The 22481-nt window shown below is 63.0% G+C and carries 18 protein-coding genes and 1 riboswitch; of the genes, 5 read left to right on the plus strand and 13 right to left on the minus strand.

What is annotated here, in order from left to right:
* Window positions 1-76 precede the first annotated feature (76 nt).
* Together F4Y38_10485 and miaA are read left to right on the plus strand one after the other, a co-directional pair.
* Window positions 77-886: a polysaccharide deacetylase family protein gene (locus F4Y38_10485; GenBank protein ID MXY49701.1), complete on the plus strand. Its 810-nt coding sequence runs from the start codon at window positions 77-79 to the stop codon at window positions 884-886.
* Window positions 883-1848 carry a tRNA (adenosine(37)-N6)-dimethylallyltransferase MiaA gene (miaA, locus tag F4Y38_10490; GenBank protein ID MXY49702.1) on the plus strand — a complete coding sequence of 322 codons (966 nt, stop codon included), beginning with the start codon at window positions 883-885 and terminating at the stop codon, window positions 1846-1848. The genes F4Y38_10485 and miaA overlap by 4 nt, the downstream gene beginning before the upstream one ends.
* On the opposite strand, the gene F4Y38_10495 is transcribed toward miaA, so the two are convergent.
* The 13 genes from F4Y38_10495 to F4Y38_10555 form a co-directional block, all read right to left on the minus strand.
* On the minus strand, window positions 1840-3222 hold the full coding sequence (locus F4Y38_10495; protein MXY49703.1) for a T9SS type A sorting domain-containing protein: 1383 nt from the start codon (window positions 3220-3222) through the stop codon (window positions 1840-1842). The genes miaA and F4Y38_10495 overlap by 9 nt on opposite strands.
* A gap of 422 nt (window positions 3223-3644) precedes the next feature.
* Window positions 3645-4436, minus strand: coding sequence for a TlpA family protein disulfide reductase (locus F4Y38_10500; protein MXY49704.1), 792 nt, complete (start codon window positions 4434-4436; stop codon window positions 3645-3647).
* Window positions 4437-4562: 126 nt separating this feature from the next.
* Complete coding sequence (locus tag F4Y38_10505) at window positions 4563-5186, minus strand: thiamine phosphate synthase (GenBank protein MXY49705.1); 624 nt, start codon at window positions 5184-5186, stop codon at window positions 4563-4565.
* Window positions 5187-5191: 5 nt separating this feature from the next.
* The gene (locus F4Y38_10510; GenBank protein ID MXY49706.1) at window positions 5192-5974 is read right to left on the minus strand and encodes a thiazole synthase; all 783 of its coding nucleotides are present in this window, start codon (window positions 5972-5974) and stop codon (window positions 5192-5194) included.
* A gap of 139 nt (window positions 5975-6113) precedes the next feature.
* Entirely contained in the window at window positions 6114-6314 is a 201-nt protein-coding gene (thiS, locus tag F4Y38_10515; protein ID MXY49707.1) for a sulfur carrier protein ThiS, read from the minus strand.
* Entirely contained in the window at window positions 6298-7473 is a 1176-nt protein-coding gene (gene thiO, locus F4Y38_10520) for a glycine oxidase ThiO (protein MXY49708.1), read from the minus strand. Before thiO ends, thiS begins: the two co-directional genes overlap by 17 nt.
* 31 nt (window positions 7474-7504) lie before the next feature.
* Window positions 7505-7601, minus strand: a riboswitch (TPP riboswitch).
* Between the two features lie 83 nt (window positions 7602-7684).
* Complete coding sequence (locus tag F4Y38_10525; protein ID MXY49709.1) at window positions 7685-9874, minus strand: hypothetical protein; 2190 nt, start codon at window positions 9872-9874, stop codon at window positions 7685-7687.
* A gap of 32 nt (window positions 9875-9906) precedes the next feature.
* Entirely contained in the window at window positions 9907-11268 is a 1362-nt protein-coding gene (locus F4Y38_10530; protein MXY49710.1) for a TolC family protein, read from the minus strand.
* Between the two features lie 174 nt (window positions 11269-11442).
* Window positions 11443-12582, minus strand: a complete 1140-nt coding sequence (locus F4Y38_10535) for a hypothetical protein (GenBank protein MXY49711.1) — start codon at window positions 12580-12582, stop codon at window positions 11443-11445.
* A gap of 10 nt (window positions 12583-12592) precedes the next feature.
* A complete protein-coding gene (locus F4Y38_10540) occupies window positions 12593-13084 on the minus strand; it encodes a zf-HC2 domain-containing protein (protein ID MXY49712.1) in 492 nt (163 codons plus the stop codon).
* A gap of 9 nt (window positions 13085-13093) precedes the next feature.
* A complete protein-coding gene (locus F4Y38_10545) occupies window positions 13094-13873 on the minus strand; it encodes a sigma-70 family RNA polymerase sigma factor (GenBank protein MXY49713.1) in 780 nt (259 codons plus the stop codon).
* 12 nt (window positions 13874-13885) lie between these two features.
* Window positions 13886-14977 carry a tetratricopeptide repeat protein gene (locus F4Y38_10550; GenBank protein MXY49714.1) on the minus strand — a complete coding sequence of 364 codons (1092 nt, stop codon included), beginning with the start codon at window positions 14975-14977 and terminating at the stop codon, window positions 13886-13888.
* 250 nt (window positions 14978-15227) lie between these two features.
* On the minus strand, window positions 15228-16268 hold the full coding sequence (locus tag F4Y38_10555) for a hypothetical protein (GenBank protein MXY49715.1): 1041 nt from the start codon (window positions 16266-16268) through the stop codon (window positions 15228-15230).
* Between F4Y38_10555 and F4Y38_10560 the strand changes: the two genes are divergently transcribed.
* The 3 genes from F4Y38_10560 to F4Y38_10570 all read left to right on the plus strand — a co-directional run bounded on the left by F4Y38_10560 (window position 16193) and on the right by F4Y38_10570 (window position 22454).
* On the plus strand, window positions 16193-18502 hold the full coding sequence (locus F4Y38_10560) for a TonB-dependent receptor (GenBank protein ID MXY49716.1): 2310 nt from the start codon (window positions 16193-16195) through the stop codon (window positions 18500-18502). The two genes, F4Y38_10555 and F4Y38_10560, sit on opposite strands and share 76 nt — an antisense overlap.
* Window positions 18503-18504: 2 nt before the next feature.
* Window positions 18505-19386 (plus strand): DUF4249 family protein, encoded by an 882-nt coding sequence (locus tag F4Y38_10565; protein ID MXY49717.1) that lies wholly within the window; start codon window positions 18505-18507, stop codon window positions 19384-19386.
* 113 nt (window positions 19387-19499) lie between these two features.
* Window positions 19500-22454, plus strand: coding sequence for a hypothetical protein (locus F4Y38_10570; GenBank protein ID MXY49718.1), 2955 nt, complete (start codon window positions 19500-19502; stop codon window positions 22452-22454).
* The last annotated feature ends 27 nt before the right edge of the window (window positions 22455-22481 follow it).

Consider the following 22481-nt stretch of genomic DNA (forward strand, 5'->3'; position numbering starts at 1 on the left):
AGGTTGCCGGGCACCGGTTATGGTATATTATACGGAGCGCATGGCATACAATCAAGTTGAATGAAAGGCGGATTTCATGACCGGTGGGCACCTCCATCCCTGGCGGGAAGGATGCGAAGGCGCCGTTTCCCTGACCTTTGACGACGGGATGCGGTCCCAGCTGGACCGCGCCGTGCCGTTGCTGGCCGAAAACGGTCTACTCGGCACGTTTTACGTCAACCCCCGGGGACCGGACTGGCGCGGCCCGCTCGCTCCGTGGAAGACCGTGGCCGCGACCGGTCACGAGGTGGGCAACCATACGGTCAGCCACCCCTGTTCCTGCGCGTTCAAGGAGACCCGCGACGACTGCCTGGAAACTATGACCCTCGACGACATGGAGTGGGAGATCGGCGAAGGCAGGCGGCGCATCTCCGAAGCCATCCCGGGACAGGTGGATTTCACTTTCTGCTATCCCTGCTACCATGCCCACGTCGGCGAGGGACCGGGCCGCCGGAGTTACGTTCCGGTCGTAGCCCGCCACCATATCGCAGGCCGGGGCAAGGGGGACTTCGCCAATCACCCCCTGACCGCCGATCTGCACCACCTCTACTCCTTCCCCGTGGAGCGCCAGGCCCGTTCCGGGATGATCGGTCTGGTCGAGGAGGCGATGAATCAGGGACAGTGGGCCGTTTTGACCTTTCACGGAATCTCGGAAGGGCATCTTTCCGTGACGGAGGCCGATTTCAGCGGGTTGTGCGGCTATCTCCGGGCACACCGTGACCGCATCTGGACCGCCCCCGTCGTCGCCGTCGCCCGGGCGGTTCGCGACTGGCGGTCCGCCGCGTGCAAACAGTCCGCAGCGGCAGGCGCCGGGGAACCCGCGGCAGGCGCCGGGAACGACTCGTGACCTCCCGGCCGATGGCATCCGGTGCCGCCGATAGCCGCCTCATACCGGTTCTCGTGGGTCCCACAGGCGTCGGAAAGACCGCCGTGGCTATTGAGCTAGCCCGGCGCTTTGATGCGGAAATCATCTCGGCGGATTCCCGCCAGATCTACCGGTACATGGATATCGGCACGGCCAAACCCTCCGCGGAAGAGCAGGCCGCGGCCCCCCATCACCTCATCGACGTGATCGATCCGGACGTCCGGTTCAGCGCCGGCGAATACGGCCGCCTGGCCCGGGAATCGATCCGGGAGCTTGCGGCCAGGGAGGTCCAGGCCCTCGTTGTCGGCGGCGCGGGGTTGTACATAAGGGCGCTTGACGGCGGGCTGTTCGACGCGCCGGAGATCCCGCGGGCGCTCAGGAAACGCCTGGCGGAAGGATACCTGGCTCGTTCCACGGACGCGTTGCACGATCGGCTCGGGGAAATCGATCCGGTGTCGGCCAGGCGCATACATCCGAACGACCGGCAACGTATCGAAAGGGCGCTGGAGGTCCACGATGCGACGGGCGCGACCCTGTCTTCCTGGTTCGAAAGACCCGTACAATCCCGATCGCGCGGTATGCGTCTGGTCGGGTTGCGCCGTGACCGCGCCGCACTCTATGCGCGTATCGACTGCAGGGTCGAGAAAATGATCGAGTCGGGTCTTGAAGCGGAGGTCCACGGCTTGTCGGACCGGGGATATGGTCCCGGGACCCACGCCATGTCGACGTTCGGTTACGCGGAAATGCTGCGGTACGCCGAGGGCGAACTGGATTTGGAAGATGCGGTTTCGGCCATTCAGCAGCGGTCCAGGCAGTACGCAAAGCGCCAGTTGACCTGGTTCAGGCAAACCAGGGGCATCGAATGGATCACCGTGGACGAAGGGGAAGATCCGGCCAAAACCTGCGAGAAAATCATCCGGTCCTTCCCGGATCTTCTATTTTAGGAACAGCAGCTTGCGCGTTACTTCGGAGCGATCCGCCGTTCCTCCGGTCGTCATCCGGCACAGATAGACCCCGCTGGCCACCCTTCTTCCCGCATCGTCTTTCCCGTCCCACGTCGTGGTAAACGTGCCTTCTGCATGGTTGCCGTCCACCAGCGTACGGACCTTTCGGCCCATAACGTTGTACAGGGTGAGCTGAACCTCCCCCGGTCGGCCGACTTCGTACCTGACGGTGGCGGGCCCGCTGCTCAGGTAGAAGGGATTCGGATAAGTCGTGAGGGACGCGGCGATCGGCCGGCCAGTCTGGTCGTCGCCCGTAAGACCGGGATCGTAGGCCGCCGAGTAAGCGTATTCGAAATCGTCACCGGTGCGATCGAGAGACGCCACCACGAGCATGACGGTCTCGTACCGCGTCCAATCGGGTATCTCGATGGTTACGCCTCCCCGGGTCGCGGGGACCGTCATCACCGTGTCCGCATCACCGCCGGCCGCCACGGAAACGCCCCACTCCCCGGTTATGCCCGTGAAATCGATGCGCAGCCCGCCGGGAAGCGACGGATCCGGGACGAAGCGTATGTAGTTCGCGGCGAGGTGGTCCGGATACTGGTGGGCGGGGATCAGGGGACCATCGAAAAGGTACGTGCCCGATGCGCCTTGGAGATCGGGTTCATGCAATCCGCTCAGTTCGACCTGGGGCCAGGTGGCGCCTTCTTCGTAGAACCGGTCCGCGGTGGCCCGGTCCCCTGTAAAGACGTTCCACGTGGTGAATTCCTGGAAAGCGGATTTCAGATCGCTGCCGACGCTGCGCAGTTCCCCGTCGATGGCATCCAGCGCCCGGTTCGTCCTGGCCCGTTCCCAGATGCCGCGGATCAGGTCCCTGTCGTGCCGCTTCTCCAGGTACAGCGGCCAGAGCACGCCGGCGTATTCATGCTCTCCGTTCGAGGCATCGAGAGATATCCATGGCTCGGTCAGGAAACCGCTGAACGTGGGCAGGTAGGTCAGGTAATCGTCGACCTCGTCATAGACCTGCTCCTCCATCCACACGGCGCTCTGTTCCAGCCAAAACGCCTCTTCCCCTGCGTCATAGCCAAACTGCACGGCGTGGAAGTACTCGTGGGCGACGGTGATCCGCAGCAGGTCCAACGCCTTCTCCACCGTTCGCCGGGACTCGGCGTAATCGTTGTCCACGACGATGTACGAAGGAAGGGACGCGCCGGTCGTGACCGCTTCCGGGCGGGTATAACCACTGAACTGACTCGGGAGATCGGTAATATAGACGTCGTATAGCCCGTCCCCGCCATCGTCCGCATCCATCGCCACGTATCGATCGTGATGATCGTAGTCCACGGGCGGTGGACGGTAACCCAGTTCTTCCACGATGACGCGGCGGGATTCATCCAGGAATACCGCGCAGCGGCGGACGTATTCGGGAACGGCGCCGTCGGCTTCGTCTTCCAGTTCCGGCCAGCCCGCACCAGGCCGGTCTTCGGTCGTGGTGACGTACCAGATCTTGAAGTGGCCGCCGGGACTGATGTGGTATTCGGGCGCGGCCGTATAGGTATGGCCCAGGTTGTTCGTGCGGTCCCCTTCGCCGGGTACGGTGGGCCGGCCCGGACCGACCTGGTCGGGCCGGTGGGCCCTGGCGGCGAGCCCGCCCTCCGGGGGCTGGGTGTATGGATGGAGGTGCAGCGTACCGCAGAGTTGCCTGGGGGGTTCCTGGGCGTATACGCCGGCGTGGGTGGCCGCACCGGCGATACAGGCCAGGACAAGACGCTTGAAGAAAGCTATCGTCCGGGTGATCAGCTTCCCGCAGTCCCCTCGCGCTGGTGTTTAGGTGGAATGGGGAAGCGCTCCGCGTAATGGGACAGGTCCTTGCCCGCGAGCAGGTCTTCCAGGATATCGAGGTTCTTGTCCCAGTGCTGATCGTTGGGATGGACGTCCAGCTTGATGCGCCCCTCGCTGTCGATCAGGTAGGTGACGGGAATCCCGTAGCGCTGGTTGGTCTTGGCCCGGAACTGGCGTTCCCAGTATCCGCGGAAGTCGTAAAGGGAGGTCGCGCTGTCCATATAGTAGGCGATGACTTCTTCGTTCCGCGCCGCGATCCCGGCCATTTTATCCGGATTGTTCTTCTCCGATTCGTCGGAAGGACGAACCAGTCTGGACGCCTGAAGGCCTTGCTTGAATTCCTCCAGCCCGGGGCCGAATCCTTCCTCGAATTCCGCGGGATCGAGCGGTTTCTCGTCCTTGTAGAATTTGTTCACGCCGACGAACAGGAAGTCGATGCGTCCTTCATACTGTTGCGCGATTTCCATCAGGGGTTCCGCATCCCTGATGCAGGGCGGGCACCACCAGGCCCAGAAGTTCACGAACAGGGGCCGGCCCCGGAAGTCCTCCAGGGTGACCTTCGTGCCATCCATGGCATACACTTCGAAGTTCGGCGCCGTATGGCCGATCTCGGTGCCGACCGTCTCGGTGCTGACGACCGTGGCTTCCTCCTCGACAGGCGTCCCGCTGCATGCGATACCGATCATTCCTGCAAGCAGGCCGGAAATCAGGAGCGTTCGATTCATTTCTTTCCATAAGCGCCGCATACGTCGCCTCACTGTTGGGATAAAGTAAGCGGAAGGCTGTTCAGATATCCGAAATGTCGATGGTTCCCGAGTAACTTCGGTAAGTTTACCGGAATTGTCAACAACTATTTTGATCGCCGCGCACCGTCACAGGCCGCCGAGGGCCTTTTCGAACTTTTTGACGGCCACGGGAATGTCGGGTTGCGACAGCACCGCCGAGATCGCGGCGACGCCATAGGCACCCGCTTCCAGGCACGCCCTCGTGCGGCCGGGCGTCACGCCGCCCAGGGCAAAAACCGGGATCGTCACCGAGCCTGCCGCTTCCGCGAGCGCCCGAAGCCCCATGGGCGGACCGTATCCGGCCTTGGACGGCGTATCGTATACCGGTCCGAACGTGACGAAGTCGGCCCCTTCCGCTTCCGCGGCGCGCGCGTTTTCCGTGCCGTGGGTCGACCGGCCGATCAGGGTGCCGGGGGAGAGTGCTTCGCGGGCCTCGCGGACCGGCACGCCGGACTCCGGCAGGTGAACGCCCTGCGCCACGCAGGCCGCGGCGACCTCCAGGTTGCCGTTGACCATCAGCACGGGCCGCAGCGATCCGAGTTCCGCCTGCACCTCACTGGTCAACGCCAGCAGGTCCGGGGTCTTCAGGTCCTTCTCCCTGATCTGGACCGCGCGGACGCCCGCGCGACAGGCCTGGACCAACGCCGAGGCGAGAGAACGTCCGGCGCAGCGGGTCCGGTCGCCGATCAGATAGAACCTGAAGTCAACCATGGAGGCTATTTCGAGGACGAATGGATCACACCGCTCAGCGGACTGGAAGCGGACGCGTAGGCCTTCATGGGAATCCGTCCCGCTTCGTAGGCAAGTCGGCCGGCCTCGACCGCTTTGCGCATGGCGACGGCCATCTTTACCGGGTCCTGCGCGCCGGCCACGCCGGTATTCATCAGTATGCCGTCGCAGCCCAGTTCCATGGCGACGGACGCGTCGGAGGCGGTCCCGACCCCCGCGTCGACGATGACCGGCACCTGGCTGTTCTCCACGATGATGGCGATGTTGTGCGGGTTGCGGATGCCCAGGCCGGAGCCGATGGGCGCGGCGAGGGGCATGACCGCGACGCATCCCGCCTCTTCGAGTTTCTTGCAGACGATGGGATCGTCGATGGTATAGGGCATGACGTTGAATCCCCGGTCGACCAGGGTGCGCGCGGCTTCCAACGTGGCCTCGTTATCGGGAAACAGGGTCTTCTCGTCCCCGATGACTTCAAGCTTTACCGTATCGGTCCCCAGCGCCTCCCGCGCCAGTTCGCAGGTCAGCACGGCGTCGCTCGCCGTGTAGCATCCAGCCGTGTTGGGCAGCAGTTCGTAACGGTCACGGTCGATATAATCGAGCAGCGACTGCCCGGAGGTATCATCGAGGTCGATCCGGCGGATGGCCAACGTAACCATGCCCGTACCGCTCGCCTCGAAGGATTCCCGCATCAGTTCGAAACTCGCGTATTTGCCCGTGCCGAGTATCAGCCGGGAATCCAACGTCAAACCGCCTATTTTCAGGGCGCCCATGTCGGTCTGCTCCTTTGCCTGTACAGTCCAGGGACTCCGTACTTGTCAGATTCAGGGTTCGTTTACAATCACCATTTGTAGATACACGTTGGGACTCCACGCCGTGCGGAAACGGTGGTCAACTGCCTGCTTCCGGCCGTCACCCGCCCGCTACTGCCCGGATCACCTCGACCACGTCCTCGGCTGCGAGCATGGTCGTCCCGTGTTCTTTCCTGGGGACGACCGCGCCGTTGAGGGCTACGGCGGTTCCTTCGGAAGACACGCCGAGTTCCTTCAGCAGGTCGGCGATGCTTGTTGCTCCGGGAAGTTGTCTTGTCGTCCCGTTAACGGTCACGTTCATCGTGGGTCTCTCCGGTTTGAGCGGGGTAAAACCGGTCGGGCAGAAAGGGCCGCATGATGGAAGGTACGCGGTCGTGCAGGATGGCCTCGGCGAGCAGGTCTCCGGTCAGCGGTGCCAGCAGTATGCCGTTCCGGCCATGCCCCGAGGCCGCGAACAGGCCGGGCGTCCCCGTGGCGCCGAGCACGGGCCATCCGTCCCGCGCCACCGGCCGCAGCCCCGACCAGGTGGAGTCCATCGTCCAGGACTTCAGGCCGGGCGCGAGTTCCAGGGCGTCCCGGAACAGCTGCATGACGCCGCCCAGCGTGACCTCGTCCCGAAATCCGGCTTCCTCCACGGTAGCGCCGATGATCAACCGCCCATCCGAACGGGGTACCAGGTATACGCCGCTGGTATAGATCGTATGATGGAAAGGCGGCGCGGCGCCTGCCCGCAAGGCGAGGATCTGCCCGCGCACCGGCCGGACGGGGATACGCCAGGCGGGCGCGATGCCGTCCAGGTAGCGCGCCCGGCAACCCATGGCGTTCACCACCGTCTGTGCTTTCCAGGTGCCTTCCGTCGTATCTACACCGGCGACACGGTGGCCGTCCAGCAGGATCTTCCGGGCGGTAACGCCTTCGCGGATCACGCCGCCGCCCTTCAGGACGGATTGCGCGAGGGCCGTAACGACGTCCCGGTTTTCGACCTGGTGGTCGTCCGGGTAGCGCAGCGCCATGCGGATTCCGTTCGTCAGATTCGGCTCGAGGCGCCGCGCCTCTCGTACGGTGAGCCGCTCTACGGGTACGTCGTCCCGGAGATGCCGTTCATACCGCGCCTCCAGCCGCGCCTGTCCCCGGTCGCTCAATGCCGGAAAAACCGCCCCGGTCGAGTTGTAATCGATCGTGCATCCGGTTTCCTCCCTGAGCGTTTCGATGAAACCGGCGTAGTGTTCCAATCCGGTCCTGCACAGGGCGAAATAGGGATCGGGTGCATCGAATTCGCAGTGGGGCGCCAGCATGCCCGCGGCAGCCCAGGACGCTCCGCGGCCGGTCCGGTGCCGTTCCAAAACCGTGACCGCACAGCCGGAGAGACACAGCCGCCTCGCCACGGCCAGACCGACGATCCCGCCGCCGATGACCACGATGTCCGATCGCTGCGCCACGGAACTCCGCCACTTCCTCACCGGAAAAGAAAAAGCCGCTTCTCTGCGAAACGGCTTCGTTCAGCCGTTTCCCTACGCTGGCATAACCCAGGTCAGGTTCGAAGGGTCGTGATTCTCAGGCTCGCGAGGAGCCGCCCCTAACGGTAACAGGAAGTGTATGGAAAGCGGACGGCCGTGTCAACGGATACTTGCGCTGGCGCGGTTCCGTTCCGGCGCCGCCCAGTCCGATCGGTCAGACCATCCCGAGGTACCTCCGGTAGAACCACTCCGCCGCGAGCAGGCAGACCAGCAACGCCAGCACGCCGGGATGGTTCCACAGCGAGACGGTGCGGGACTCCTGCACGGTGATCTCGTCCAGCTCGATATCGTCGGCTATGCGATCGATGTCCGACGGCAGGTAGAAGCCGCCGCCCGTCATATCGGCCAGCCGGACCAGCAGTTCCCGGTTCATGCGGGTTCGCTCGAATTCGGCGCCGGCTTCACCCACGACGAATCCCCCCCGGTCGTTCCCGATCGGTACGCCGCTCAGCGCGGCAGCCGCTTCGAAGGAGTACGCGCCCGCGGGCAGGAACTGAAGGCGTCCCGCGTATCGGCCGAACCCCTGCCCCGACGAAGTAAGGTTTATTTGAAGCGCACCCGTTTCGTCCTGCGCCGGGCGAACGGCCACGTTCAGTTCGGCCCCTTCGACCGGCCGGTAGTTTTCATCGTAGACCTGGCCGTCGAAGCGGATCGTTTCACCGCCGTGGTACTGAAGCTTGTCCGAAACGACGCGAATCCTGCGGCTGCCCTCGCGCACGGTAATCCACCTTACGGCGTTGTTCCAGAACCTTTCGTACGCCGCGTTGGTCCCGCCGCTGCCCCACATCATCAGATCCCAGCGCCACAGGCCCTGGGCGGCGATGCCGAGTACCCGGCCCTGCCCGTAACGATGCTCGGCGATGACCGGCGTGCGCTCGTCTTCGGCCCGCCAGGTCGGGTGCCTGGCGAGTACCGTCGCACCGGGCTTCGCGCGCCCGGCCTGGTTCATGCCGGGCAGCGGCGGCAGCTCCAGCCAGCGCCGTTCCGATTCGGCCGGGTCATCATCCAGTCGAGTGATCGGATGCGTGCGGCCGTCTGCCGTCAAGTCCGGTACGAAGGCCTCTTCGGACAGGCCTCTGGCCGACGCGGCGATGGCGAAGGGCATCAGATCACCGACGGGCGTTCCGGCGTAACCACCCATTTCAAAGCTGTGCGGACCGCCGAAGGCGATCAATCCGCCGCCTCTTTCCTCGACGAAGGCTACCAGTAATGGCGCCCATGGCCGGATGCGTTCATAGTCCACGCTGCCCAGGATGACGAGGTCATAGGAGAACCAGTCCGTCCGCGAAGCGGGCATGGGTTCGGGAAAGGTGCGACCGTCGGGCCGGAGCAGGATGCCGGTCACTTCCAGATTGGCGTCCTTCTCCATCGAGCGCCTCAGGAATCCCATGTCGGCACGGGGGGCGCCTTCGATATACAGCACCCGCAGTCCGGATTTCAGTACCTTGATCGCGAATTCACGGTGGTTGTTCCCCGCGGTGATCTCGCCATCCAGTTCGGGCACTTCCACCTGGTACCGGTGAACGCCTTCGGTCTCGGGGACGACGTGGAAAACGACGGTCCGTTCCTCTTCCCGGCCATCCAGCGTGACTTCCTCGCTTCGGAGGATGCGGCCTTCTTCCCGCAGGGTGACGGGCACACGCACGCTGTCATACCCGCGGCCGCGCACGCCGACTTCGACCGGAACGTTGCTCCCGGTGTAAACTACTTCGTTCACCGTCAAATGGGAAACGCCAATGTCCCGGACGGCCAGGGTGTCGCCGATGCCCACCGTGTACACGGGCATATCGAGATCCTCGGCGACCCTGAGCGGATCGCGCCCGGCGGTGAAATTTCCGTCGGTGACCAGGACGGCGGCGGTGAAACGGCCGGCGCCTGAACCGCCTTCGAGAAAGGACATGGCACCGCCGATGTCGGTACCCGCGCCTTCTGTGGAAAGGGTATCGATCACGTCTTCGGGCAGGGGCGAAAGGTCTTCCGCGAACCGGTAGCGATGGACGCGGTGACGGGTCTCAAGGGCCTGCAACGCGTCGCCGGACAGGACCGAGGCCAGGACTTCGTTCCGCCTGCCCAGCCGGTCCGTCAGACCCATGCTCGCCGAGGTGTCGACGAGCACGGCCAGGCGAGGCGACACGGTCCTTTCCAGCACCATTCTCGAGACGGGATCGCTCAGGACCGCCAGCGCTACGGCGGCCGCCGCGATCCGCAGGCCGATGAGACCCCAGGCGGCGGCCGGCGACAACTGGCTGAACAGCCGCCGGGAAAGCCCGTAGATCAGGATGCCGGAGAGGATGAAGGCGATGAGGATCCAGATCAGGGAATCCGTTTGGATGTCCACGGGCATACGGGCGTTCCGGTGTTAACGATCGGGTACGTTTACTTACCCAGGGCGCCGTCCAGCGTCGCCTGGGCGATCAGGTAATCATACTGCGCGCCGGCCAGATCGGATTTCGCCCGGACCAGGGCTTCCTGTGCCGTAAACACTTCCAGCAGCGTGCCGGAACCTACCCGGTACCGTTCTTCCGCCAGCCGGAGACTCTCCTCCGAGGCCACGATGTTGTCGTTACTGAGCGTGATGACTTCCCGGGCCGTTTCCAGGTCGAGCAAGGCGTTTCGGATGGTCAGCGAGGTCGTCCTCCGCGTCTGGCGCAGCGTTTCCTCCGCGATCAACTGCTGCGCCTGCGCCTGCGAGATCTCGGCATAGGTCTGCGTGCCGTTCAGGATCGGCATGCTGAGATTCAGATTAAAGGACAGGCGCCAGTTTTTGTCATAGGTGCCGTAGACGTCCTGGAAACGCACGCCCGACCGGCTGTAACCTACTGAGCCCGATATCGTCGGCCAGAGTCCGCCCCGAGCCAACTTGGTTCCGATCATCGCGGAACGGATGCCGCCCTCGTCCCGCTGGATGGCGGGATTGGTCAGATCGGCCATCCGAAGCGCATCCGTTAAGGCCATGGACACCGTCGTATCGAGCGCACCGCCTTCCAAAGGATCTATGATCTCGAATACATCGCCGGAACCGATACCCATGACGTTGGCCAGCGCGGCCCGGGCCTGCAGTACGTCCTTCTCGCGGTTATGCAAAGTGATCCGCGCCGCGCCAAGTTGAGCCGTGGTCTGAAGCACCTCCACGCGGGCCACGGAACCGATCTCGTACATACTCTGGGTCCGCCGAAGTTGTTCCTCGTTAAGGCGGACGTTTTCTTCTTGCACTTCCTTGAGCCGCTGGGCTCGCAGCAAGCCGTAGTAACCGGTCTTCACGTCAACGGTGATCTGGTTTTCGGTACTGACCTGCCCCAGTTTCTCGTTGTCTACTAGCTGCCGGTCACGCCGGATCGCGTTCCAGTTCTGGCCGCCATTGTACAGATTCATGCGCAGGAAGACGTTGTTGCCGTAATTCGTCCGGGTGCTGCCCGGCGACTCCCGGATCAACTCGCCCTCGAGGAAGAGTTGGGAATCGCCTGAAGTCGTCCGATTCGCGTTCATCAGGTTGGCGGTCAACTGTGGCATGACACCCGTATAAGAACCCAGAACGGCCGCTTGTCGGACTTCCACCTGTTTCCGGGCGATCTCGATCCGGGGATTGTTCCGCATTGCTATCTGAATACACTGCTCCAGCGTGTACGGACCGCCCGCGGTCGCGGCGGCCCCGGAGGACTGCCCGAACGCCGCTTCTCCCCGGGTGAACAGGCCGGCCGCGATCAGGACGGCGCAGCCGATGGCATGTCGCGTCTTCATTGAATAGCTCCTTGTTACGGTGGATGAAGTAGTTCCTTATTGAATTGCCCTATATTCGATTAGACGGGATTTTATGCGAAATCCCGCGCAACAGATCGGTTTATCTGTTAGACCACAGTCGAAGCGGAAGGTTTCCGGGTAACGGAGAAGAAGAGGAGGAAGGGCCAACACCCGTCACATGCGGCGACGCCAGAGTATCCACAGGCCGACCGCGAGGAGGCCCGCGCCCGCACCGATCCACGAGGAGTAGCCCGTGGGAGCGGGGGATGCGGTGACCGTCGGCTTGATCGTGCAGAGCGAAGTGAGCAGTTCGATGGATTCGCTTACGGCCACGTCACCGATCAGGGTGAAGAGCTTTCCGTCGAAATGGCGCCGCAGAATGGAATAGGGGCCTCGTTCCCAGACACGAACGTCGCCATGCAATTCGGGCGTACCCCTGGGAGACCGGTGCGACGCTTCAGAGGAAGCGATCCGCTGGAAGAGCGAGATGCGTGAGAGGCCGTCGCTGTACATGAAATGCACGAGCGGCTGGCCGTGGTGCTGCATGACGCGGCGTTGCTGCAGGATGAACCCCGGTGGAACGTAGACCGGGGCGTTCAACTTGAAATCCGCTTCCTTCTGTACTTCGCTGATGGAACCGCAGGCAATGACCTGGTTGAGTTCGACGGACTTGCCCTTCCATTCTTCCGTATCAAAGAGGTCCGGTGAAATCCGCGGGTCCTGTTCGAATTCCGTCAGGAAGACTTCCTCGACCAGCACGCCCGCCTCGTTCCGTTCTTCCGTGCGCATCACGAGGCCCGTCTCCTCGTCGATCCACGCCGTCATGGTCATCCTTCCGGGATGGCGGGGCTTGAAGGCCAGGACGGCCACCGGACGGTCGAGAATCCGATCGGCGCCGGCGATCTCGAGGTCGTAGTTGGTCTGGAGCAGGTCGAGACTGCTGAACTCCAGGTTCATGTCGAGCACGTTCGAGTTCGACTGGCGGCGATGCGAGTAGGACAGCGAATCCCCCGAAGTGGTACGCCGGTATATGTCATGGTCGACGCGGATAATGATCTCGCGGATCCGGCCTTCGGCATCGGGGATGTCTATGCGGTCCCGGTCAGGACGCTGATGGGTGATGATCTGGACGTAACGGGCGGTATCCCCTTCCGCGCTGAACCGCTGTTTCGTGAGGGTGGCGCGGTAGCTCACCAGGGCCGGGGCTTCCATGATCTTCTGATAGGTGATGTCCGGATCGACGCCGCGGGCCGGAGCGGTCATCGCGATACACGCCGTCGTGACGAAACAAAGGAATACAGGCCGTAACCGCATCTCGTACCACCTATTCCTTGTAGTTGACCATGACGGAACCCAGGGTACCGCTGGTAAACACGCTCTGGTCCTCGATAAGGGCGTGTTCCTGCAGGATGAAGAACATATCGTCTTCCGAAAGCGTGCGCTGGACGGACGGGGGCTCGACCGGCTGGATCGACTGCCAGATAAGCCCTCCCGCCACCAGCAACAGCACGGCCGCCGCCGCGATGAACCGGCCGGGCTGCTCGCGAGCCGGCGCGTCCCTTCCCTTCATGCCCGGCACCATATGGGCATGCGTCGTGCGCTCGAGCACCGCGGTCTGGACTTCCGCCACCGCGACCGCCTCGGGTTTCTTCGGTCGGCAGCAGCGCAACATGCCGCGGACGGACTGCAATCCGCGCAGTTCCCGTGCGCAATCGGGGCAGGATTCGATATGGCGCGCAATCTCGGCGACTTCCTCGTTGCCGCACATGCGCTCCAGGTATCGGGTAAGCCGCTTCTTTATCTCGTTGCAGTTCATGGCGCGTTCCTATAGATCAAGGTATCCGGCCAGTCGCTTGGACAGCACGCGCTTCAACTTGAGCCGTCCGTGATGCAGCCGGGACATCACCGTACCCTCGGGACACTGGAGAATTTCCGCGATCTGCCTGTGCGAGAGGCCTTCCAGGTCGAACAGCACGACAACGGTCCTGTGCCGTTCCGACAGGGTATCCAGCGCGGCCATGATAGACCGCTTCAATTCATCGCTTTCCAGCACCTCGTGCGGGTTCTTCTCGGAAGAGGGCAGATTGGAAACCAGAAACTGTTGGCCGGCGCCGCCGTTCCGCGAGCCGTAATCCGTAAAGGAGAACATGCGGCGTCGGGCTTCCCGCTTGCGGAAGTTGATGCACTTGTTGATCAATATGCGGTACAGCCAGGTCGAAAACCTGTACTGCGTATTGAACCGCTCCCGCGTCCTGAATACTTCGAGGAACGCGTCCTGGACGAGGTCGCGCGCGTCATCGTGACTCGCAAGCATCTGGTATGCCACGGAATAGGCCTTCTCGCTGTAGCGCCTCGTCATTTCGTCGAAGGCCGGGCCGTCACCCGCTTTGGTCCGTTCCATCAACCTGCGTTCTTCCTCGCGCCGGTCTTCGCCTGCGCCGCGCGCAGCCGGTTTTGTCCGTCCTTCGACCGAATGCACGTTCTTGACGGTGTTCATCCAGTTAAAGACCCTCCCGATCCTTACCCTTTCCTGGCCATTATTTAAACCCGTATACATATTTGGGTTCGTTATCTTCAACAATTCAGCCTGACCAGTACCCTTCATTGGTATCGAAAATCAGACCGGGCCGATTTCGTTGGATTTCCGATACATCTCGAGCGCCTTGTCGGCCTGTTTGCTTTTGTCGTAGATCGTGCCGAGATACCGATACGCCTGCTCGTTGTTCGGGTCATGGCGAAGCAGGGCTTCGAAGTGCTCGATCGCTTCCGTGTGCTTCTCCACGTGACAGTAAGCCTTGCCTAGTTGCAGGTGCACTTCCGCTTTCGTCCGGTCCACGTCCAGCGCGCGGGAAAGCACCCTGATCGCAGCGTCGTAGGTACCTATGGTGATGTAGAGCACACCGAGCATATAGCAGGCCCGGTAGAAATACGGGTCGTATTCCAGGACGCGAAGCAGGTCGGTCCTGGCATCTTCGTATTGTCCCATCTCCACGAACAGCTCCGCCCGGTCTACCAGCGTGTCCAGGTGGCCGGGATCGTTTCCCAGCGCGCGGTTGTAGTGTTCGAGAGCGGTTTCCTGGGCGCCGAGGCGAAAGAACATCCTGCCCAGGCTGCCCGTCGCGGTGGCATGTCCAGGTTGCCGTTCGAGTATACGCTTGTACTGCTGGATCGCCTGTTCGATTTTGCCTTTGTTCGCAAGGACTTCAGCCCTGTTCATCATGGCCGATAAATCGTCGGATCGATCTTTGGGCGTCTCTTCGACCTGTTGTTTCACCGGGTCGACGGCCACCGGCCCGGTTTGTTCCTCGGAAACGGGAGACTGCTGCGCGACCATGTCCTTTAACGTATCGAAGGGCATGAAGTGAGGGATGTGGCGGTCGTTCAGGCGCAATTCCACGTTGGTATTCAGGTCGCGGGCCGTGCGTGCTTTCCTGACTTTCACGTTGAAGGCGCCGAAACGGTGCAGATTCACCCGTTCGTCCCGGTGCATTGCCTCGGTAACCTCCGACAGGAATCCGTTCAGCACGACTCTTACCTTGTGCCTGGATACCTGTAGATCGGATGCCACTTCTTTTACAAGCGAATCTCTGTTCATGATACTCCGATCACGCCAGGGCGAAGCCGCGAGAGGTTCCGAAGTGCCCGCTTCCGAAGTGCCCGCTTCCATAGTGCCCGTTCCCGCGGATCGTCGGCCGCCCAACGACGGCATACGCCGGTAAGGTTACACGGCAATTACCGGTGAGATTATCCGGTGGCCGGGCACGCGAGCGCTTGCCTGAATCGATTGACTGTGAGGTGAATCTGTCGTGACTCCGAAAATCGGCCGTTACCGGCCGCATGTCAAGCAAGAATGAACGGTACGCGCACATTTGGCCGCCGGTCGGACGCCGGACGACAGGCGCGCACGGATGACAGGCGCGCACGGACGACAGGCGTCGGTCTACAGGCGCGCACGGTCGTTACGTCGGGGAACGCTCGTCGGATGCGGACACGTAGGAACGGTAGAGTTCTTCGATTTCTTCGGCACCAGCTACCTCGTCAAGCACCAGGAATCCGTAACGGAGATGAAGACGGTCCGATGCGGGGATTGTAAGGTCTTCTTCCATGAGCGGCCCGGTGCCAAGGAGATTGCGCCGGGTAAACCATTGCACCGGGTGGCGAAGGTTCCGCGGATGGTCCATCATGACCACCATGCCGCCCTGTGCGCCCGCGGCGGCGACCCATCTGTCCCGCGTTCTCATGATGGCTTCGTGACCGATGAGGCCGCTGCCGCAGGTATGGTGCGCATCGGCGAAGGGCAGCCCCATGCGCAGGATCAGACCGCTGTAACGGGCGGCGCGCGACGCGCCCAGGGTGACTTCTCCCTCGACGGGGGTGATCACCGAGTCGATGAGCCAGAGGCAGCGGGCAGCCCGGCCAGCCCGGTCAGCCCGGCCAGCGTCGCTGACCGCCGCGGTCTCCAGGAAATCGAACCGCCGCGCCTCCCTGATCACCGGGCGGCCGTTGCGGTCTACCCAGGTTAGGCGCTCGCCGACGGCGACGCCGCCGGACACGGGGTCGGATACCTCCGTGAATCCATCGTGGCGCTGCACGCCGTGGCTGCCGGGAACGGGAACGTACTTGCCTTGCTCCGGAAGGTACCAGGAACCGCCCCAGAAATTGGTATCGTTTACGTGTACCCAGCCGAAATACAACCCCGTATGCCAAGTGTGGTCCTCGGGGCGGTATTCACTGATCAAGCCGCCGGAATGGGTGTAAACCGGATGAAAACAGGGCTTGGGCGACTCGTCCCGGGGCAGGTGGCCGGTCGCGGCGTTGTATCGGCACAGCAACTGGCGGTCCGCCTGGCCGGTCCGGCCCGCGTAGACCTCGAAGCCCTTCCCTTCGTTGACTTCGAGACGAAGATGGCTTAGGTTTCTTTTGAATGCTTCCCGGGGCATGGCTAATCCGGTTACCTGGAATATCCGAATCGACGAACCTGGTGCAGGTCCGATCGGCATCTATGAAGTGCTTTGCTGTACTGTTTTCCCTGCTGGTGATCCCCGCCTCGGCGCAAGCCGCCACGATCAGCGGTTTCGTCACGGACCGCAGCAGCGGCGAGTACCTGCTTGCCGCCAACGTGTTCCTGAGCGGCACATCCCTCGGCGCTCTGACCAACGATAACGGCTTCTACGCGATTACCGGGATTCCCGGGGGTTCCTACGAACTCGTCGTGTCCTACATCGGATACGAAACGTACCGGGACACGCTGAGTCTCGGTCCCGAAGCCTTTCTCCAGCGGGACGTGGAACTCGTACCGACCGTTCTGATCGGCGACGAAGCCGTCGTAGAGGCGGAAAGATACCGGGACGAACGGCTGGCGCAGCCCGGGTTCGTCGCCCTGCAGGCCGCGGTGCTGAAGGAGTTGCCCGCCATCGGCGAAACCGATCTGTTGCGCAGCCTTCAGCTCCTCCCGGGCATCCAGGCCTCATCGGACATCAGCAGCGGCCTGTACATACGGGGAGGCGGCCCCGACCAGACCCAGATCCTGCTCGACCAGATCCCCCTCTATAACCCTTCGCACGCATTCGGTTTCTTTTCCATCTTCAACCCGGAAGCCATCAAGGACATGCGCCTGCACAAGAGCGCCTATCCCGCCAATTACGGCGGCAATCTCGGCGCGGTCCTCGACGTGACCAACCGCGACGGCAACCGAAACAAACTCGGCGGTTCGGGCGGGATCAGCCTCATCTCGATGCGCACCATGATCGAAGGCCCCCTTGCGAGCGGCTCGTTCATGGTCTCGGGACGGCGAACGTACCTGGAACCGGTCCTGGCCTATATCCGGTCGCGCGTGGAGGATATCCCTGGATACTATTTCTATGATGTAAACGCGAAAATCAACCAGAATCTATCCTACTCCGACAATCTGGTCCTGAGCGGATACTTCGGCCGGGACGATCTCAACCTCGAAACCAGCGAGAACGATCTCTTCAACGTTCGCTGGGGCAACTCGGCGGTCACCGGCAAATGGACGCACCTGTTCTCGCCGACGCTCTTCGGGAATTTCATGGTATCCGGCAGTGACTACACGAGCCGGCTTTCGGCGAATTTCGACGGCACGGAGATCCTGTTCAGGAACAGCATTCGAGACATCAGCGTCAAGGGCGACCTGGACTATGTCGCCGATGGGGCGCACGCGTTGAAGGGAGGCTTCCGCGCTTCGGCATACCGGTTCAGTTTCATCAGAAGCTTCAACCAGGATGTCCAGCTCGACCTCCGGCAGCAGCCCTATGTGATCTCGGTATATGCCCAGGATCAGTGGCAGGCCCGGGCTTCCACCTCGGTACGCCTCGGGTTGCGCGCAAACTATTACAGTGAACGCGAAACGATCGACCTGGAACCTCGCCTGTCCATCAGCCACCGGCTTTCCGAAGGACTGCGCCTAAAGGCCGGCGGCGGGCGGTACCACCAGTATCTGCAGCTCATCACGACGGAGGGCTTCAGCGGCGGTGATTTCTGGGTGCCGCTCGACGGGAGCGTGTCCCCCGGACAGGCGTGGCACTACGTTATCGGGGCAAGCTGGGATCCTGCGCCGAGATACCGGCTCTCGCTCGAGTCCTACTATCAGCGGCTGGGCAACCTGGTGGTCGTGGACAACACGCGGGCGGTGGGCGGCGACGAAACCCGGTCGGAGGATGTGTTCATCACCGGTGGAAAAGGCTATGCCACGGGCGTGGAGGCGTTCGTGGAGCGCATGTCGGGCAGGTTGACCGGATGGATCGGCTACACGCTCGGGTGGACGCGAAGGCAATTCCCGGAAGTGAACCAGGGCAAATGGTATCCTCCGAAATACGACCGCCGCCACGATCTTGTGGTCTCGGCCAACTACCGGACCGGCCGCTGGTCATTCGGCGGTAATGTGATCTTCGCTACCGGCCAGGCCTTCACACCCGCCTCCGCCCGTTACGAATTGCGGGAAACGGCCCGGACCGGCATACGGGAGGACTACTTCCTGCCCGCGGACCGCAACACCTCGCGGCTGCTGCCGTACCACAGAATGGACCTGAGCGTCAAGCAGGATTTCCGCCTGTTCGACCGGGACTTTCAGTGGTATCTGCAGGTGTTCAACGCGTACAACCATCGCAACGAGTGGTTTGTCCAGTATGATACGGAAGACGAAGAGGTGACTACCGCTGAAGTCGTGAAGATGCTGCCCATCGTGCCCACCATCGGGCTGAACTACAACTTCTGACCATGAGTAAAACGACCAGGCCGCCCCGCAGCATTACGCCGGTTCTGATGGCCGTCCTGCTCGCCGGTATCGCCGCCCATCCGGGTTGTTCGGCGGAGCGGGATCCGGCGACGCTCTTCGGTCCGGCCGAGCGTGAAACCATCGTCGTGGACGCTGTGCTGTATGTCGATCGCATGTTGCCGGAAATCATCGTCACCCGGACCCGCACGGCCGATGCGGTGGCGACCGGGGACGCCACCTCGGTGAATGATGCCGAAGTCACCGTCATACAAGGCCTTGCGGAGTACAGGTACGCGAGTGTCGGTCACCGGGGCCGCTACCTCCCGCCGCCCGGTGCGCCGAGGGTACTTCCCAATACCGAGTACCGGCTTCGCGTGCGTGCGCTGGGCGGAGAAGTCCGCGGGGTCACGAGCACACCGGATCCCCTGGTCATCGATGAGATCGCCGTCCTCGAAGAGCCGTCCATGGAGGTTATCCGCCGTCTGGATCCCGATTCAGCCGAAGAGAACAGGATCACGTATCGGGAGGGGCTGATCGAGGTCCGTTTCGATCCGCTCGACGTGGAAGCCTACCAGGTGATCGTCCTGGAACCCGGTTTCGAAGACGGAGGTTCTCCTCCCCTGGAAGCACGGGACGGCCGGCTGCTGCTGCCCTGGTTCGCCATCGGCTCGTCCGGAGAACACAAAGTCGAAGTGTACGCGCTGGACCGGAACCTGTTCGATTTCCTCAGAAGCGTGGAGGCCTCCGGACAGAACGCCTTCGGCTTCGGCAGCCTGGCGGGCGATACCTTCGAAAGACCGGTTTTCAATCTCGACGGCGGGATCGGCGTATTCGGTTCGGCCTCCCTGGATTCCTTCGGCTTCTTCGTCATTCCGGAAAGTTGACGTGACCCGGGTTCCAGGCGTCCCGTTGCTTTGACAATTGCCACCCCTCCGCCTATCTTCTGATTGCTCAACCCTTTCGTTATACATGGCCTTCCAGCGAACTGCGCGGTTTCATGTCTGCACGAACGCCCAACAACATCCCTGCCAGCGGTTTTCCCCTCCCGTATACCATTCTGGCGATCCAACCGGATGACCTTACCTCGCTGCAGGACGCGTCCTATACGTTGGCGCACTACGGGCACGGCGAAAAACCGGAGGTACGTTCCGGTCTGGATCTGGAAGCGATCGGGGGCCTGGCCGCTGCGCACGCCCCCGGATCCCTGCTCGCCGCCTATGGACCTGAAGACCACCTGACCGAGCGTCTCTGGCGGATCGCAGCCGGCATCGACGCCGTTGTGCTGGACGTGCGCCTGCTCGCCCGGATCCTGCTGCCCGGATTGAGGGACTACGAACGCGCAACGGTCGAACGATACATCGACTGGGGATCCGAGGAGACTGAGTACGTGGCCGCGGGACCTGAAGAGACGGTGGACAACGTCGCGGAACCTGCAGAGACCGCGGCCGAGGCTGATGACACTGGGCCGGTGGAGTCAGCGGCGGGGACCGAGGACGCCCTGAAGACGGCCATGCTGTGCCGGTCACTGCTGGATTTGCTGGCCTCCCAGGATCCCGACACCATGGAAACGCTGATCCTACTCGCGGAGGGCACCGGAACAGGGCTGGAGCGCCTCCTTGCCCGGATGACGGCCCGGACAGCCCGGACCGCCAGCCGCGGTGATACAGGGTCCCGCGGGGACCATTCGGCCCGCTCGGGGGAAAGACCGCCGATCGCCCATACCGCGCTCGGTCCGCCCACGATCGGCGACGGCTCGTGCGACACGGCCGAAGCGGACGGTGATCTCGATCCGATGGACACGGAGGAGCTGGCTCGCCTGTTTGAGACCGGCGGGCTGTTCGAAAGCAGCATGGAAGGTTACGAGCAACGGCCTCAGCAGGTATCCATGGTCCGCAGCGTCGCCGGCGCGTTCAACGAAGGCGAGGTGTTGCTGGTGGAAGCGGGTACGGGCACGGGGAAATCGCTCTCCTACCTGACGCCGGCCCTGATCTGGGCGGTGCGGAACGATCAGCGGGTCGTCGTATCCACCAACACGAGGAACCTGCAGGAACAACTGTTCTACAAGGACCTGCCCTTCCTGCTGGAGAATCTGGGGCTGGACTTCCGCGCCACGCTGCTCAAGGGCCGGTCCAACTACCTGTGCCTGGACCGGTGGCAGCAGGTCACCCGGCGGCCCGCGGACCATCTGACCGCGGAAGAACGGGAGGCCGCGATCCCTCTGGCCGTGTGGGCGCGAGAAACGAAGACGGGGGACATCTCGGAGCACGCGGGATTCAACCGGAGCGCCGGAGCCGGCCTGTGGGATAAAATCAACGGCGAGGGGACCGCCTGCCCACGGTGCGTGCTCAAGGAAGCATGTTTCGTCAACCGTGTCCGAAGGGCGGCCATGGCTTCCCACGTGGTAATCATCAACCACGCTTTGCTCTTCGCCGATCTCCAGTCCGACCATGCCGTGCTGTCCCGGTACAGCCATCTCATCATCGACGAGGCCCACAACCTGGAGCGCGCCGCCGTGCAGCACCTGACCCTGGAAGTGGGAGGCTGGCGCATGCGCCGCGTACTGGGCAGGATGCATGCGCCCGAATGGGGCGGGACCGGCGTGCTGGCAGGGCTGGACAGACTGGCCAAAAAAGCGGCGGACAACCTGGATTGGAAGGCTCCGCTGGAGGCGGGCACCCGTATGGCCATCGACCGGATCACGGAGGTGAACCGCCGGATCGAGGACTTCTTCCGCATCGCCAGCGACGAAGCGTTCGGCCAGTCGGACGATGGGTCGGCCCGTCGGACCAAACTGAGGTACCGGGCCGAAGACGAGTATGCCGGTATCCTGAGGTCATCGGCGCGGGTGCTCATCGAGGGGCTCGCCGGCCTGCGCGAGTCCCTCGGCCTGCTCCATGCGACGCTGGACCAGGTCCACGATTCGTGGTTGGACGACCGGGAATCACGGGGGAACGCCATCGTGGCCGCCATGGACTTCTGCACGGCAATGGAAGAGGCCCTTTTCGTGCTGACAGAGGCGAATGAGGGAGAACGCGTCTATTGGGTCGAAGCCACCAGGTCCCAACCCCTGTCGTGCGTCCTGACCGCCGCGCCGCTCCGGGTGGCGGACCGGCTGCACGACGACCTTTTCCGCCCTTTGCGTACGGCCGTGCTCACGTCGGCCACGCTGACGGTCGGAGACCGTTTCGACTATCAGCTCGAACGGCTGGGGCTCGACCGGATCGATCCCCGGCGGCTCCAGGTGCGGGGCATCGGTTCGCCCTTCGATTACGCGGACCAGGTGCTGGTCTGTGTGCCTGCCGCCTTTCCGACGCCCAGATCCGATGCTTTCCAAGACGCGGTCAGCCGGCTCATCCTGGACCTGGTCGTTTCCACCTTGCGGAGCACCCTGGTCCTGTTCACCTCGTACACCCAGTTGAACCGGACCTTCCAGGACATCGAACCGGACCTGGCGGAACACGGCGTGGCCGTACTGGCGCAGGGCACGTCCGGACCGCGCTCGGCGCTGCTGGATCGTTTCCGCAGGTCCGATACCGCCGTATTGCTGGGCACCGACAGCTTCTGGGAGGGGGTCGATGTGCCGGGAAAGGCGCTGGAAATGGTCATTCTGGTCAAGCTTCCTTTCGCGGTGCCGACCGAACCGTTGGTCCAGGCGCAGGTGGAACGCCTGGAAGACGCGGGGCGCAACAGTTTCTTCGAATACCAGGTACCGGAGGCGGTCATCAAGTTCAGGCAGGGCTTCGGCCGGCTCATCCGTTCCACCCGGGACTACGGCGTCGTCACTGTACTGGACCAGCGCGTCGTCGGTACGGCGTACGGACGCCTGTTCCTGGAATCCCTACCGGCGGGATCGGAGATCTACCCCGACGCGGACGGCCTGGTGGAGGGGGTGACCTACTGGTTCCGCGCACGAGAGAAGCGCCGGGTCGAACGCGGTTCATTCATCACTTAGGTTGCACGGTATACACAGGTTTCACGT

It is taken from the genome of Gemmatimonadota bacterium, assembly GCA_009838645.1.
Lineage (GTDB): Bacteria > JAAXHH01 > JAAXHH01 > JAAXHH01 > JAAXHH01 > JAAXHH01.

Excerpts from the sequence above, each read along its gene's own strand:
- F4Y38_10535 (MXY49711.1), bottom strand. The coding sequence starts at position 12,582 with ATGCGGTTACGGCCTGTATTCCTTTGTTTCGTCACGACGGCGTGTATC.
- F4Y38_10555 (MXY49715.1), bottom strand. The coding sequence starts at position 16,268 with ATGCCGATCGGACCTGCACCAGGTTCGTCGATTCGGATATTCCAGGTA.
- F4Y38_10570 (MXY49718.1), top strand. The coding sequence starts at position 19,500 with ATGTCTGCACGAACGCCCAACAACATCCCTGCCAGCGGTTTTCCCCTC.
- F4Y38_10530 (MXY49710.1), bottom strand. The coding sequence starts at position 11,268 with ATGAAGACGCGACATGCCATCGGCTGCGCCGTCCTGATCGCGGCCGGC.
- F4Y38_10525 (MXY49709.1), bottom strand. The coding sequence starts at position 9,874 with ATGCCCGTGGACATCCAAACGGATTCCCTGATCTGGATCCTCATCGCC.
- F4Y38_10565 (MXY49717.1), top strand. The coding sequence starts at position 18,505 with ATGAGTAAAACGACCAGGCCGCCCCGCAGCATTACGCCGGTTCTGATG.
- F4Y38_10500 (MXY49704.1), bottom strand. The coding sequence starts at position 4,436 with ATGCGGCGCTTATGGAAAGAAATGAATCGAACGCTCCTGATTTCCGGC.
- F4Y38_10560 (MXY49716.1), top strand. The coding sequence starts at position 16,193 with ATGCTTCCCGGGGCATGGCTAATCCGGTTACCTGGAATATCCGAATCG.
- thiS (MXY49707.1), bottom strand. The coding sequence starts at position 6,314 with ATGAACGTGACCGTTAACGGGACGACAAGACAACTTCCCGGAGCAACA.
- F4Y38_10505 (MXY49705.1), bottom strand. The coding sequence starts at position 5,186 with ATGGTTGACTTCAGGTTCTATCTGATCGGCGACCGGACCCGCTGCGCC.
- F4Y38_10510 (MXY49706.1), bottom strand. The coding sequence starts at position 5,974 with ATGGGCGCCCTGAAAATAGGCGGTTTGACGTTGGATTCCCGGCTGATA.
- F4Y38_10485 (MXY49701.1), top strand. The coding sequence starts at position 77 with ATGACCGGTGGGCACCTCCATCCCTGGCGGGAAGGATGCGAAGGCGCC.
- F4Y38_10540 (MXY49712.1), bottom strand. The coding sequence starts at position 13,084 with ATGAACTGCAACGAGATAAAGAAGCGGCTTACCCGATACCTGGAGCGC.
- F4Y38_10545 (MXY49713.1), bottom strand. The coding sequence starts at position 13,873 with ATGAAGGGTACTGGTCAGGCTGAATTGTTGAAGATAACGAACCCAAAT.
- F4Y38_10550 (MXY49714.1), bottom strand. The coding sequence starts at position 14,977 with ATGCCGTCGTTGGGCGGCCGACGATCCGCGGGAACGGGCACTATGGAA.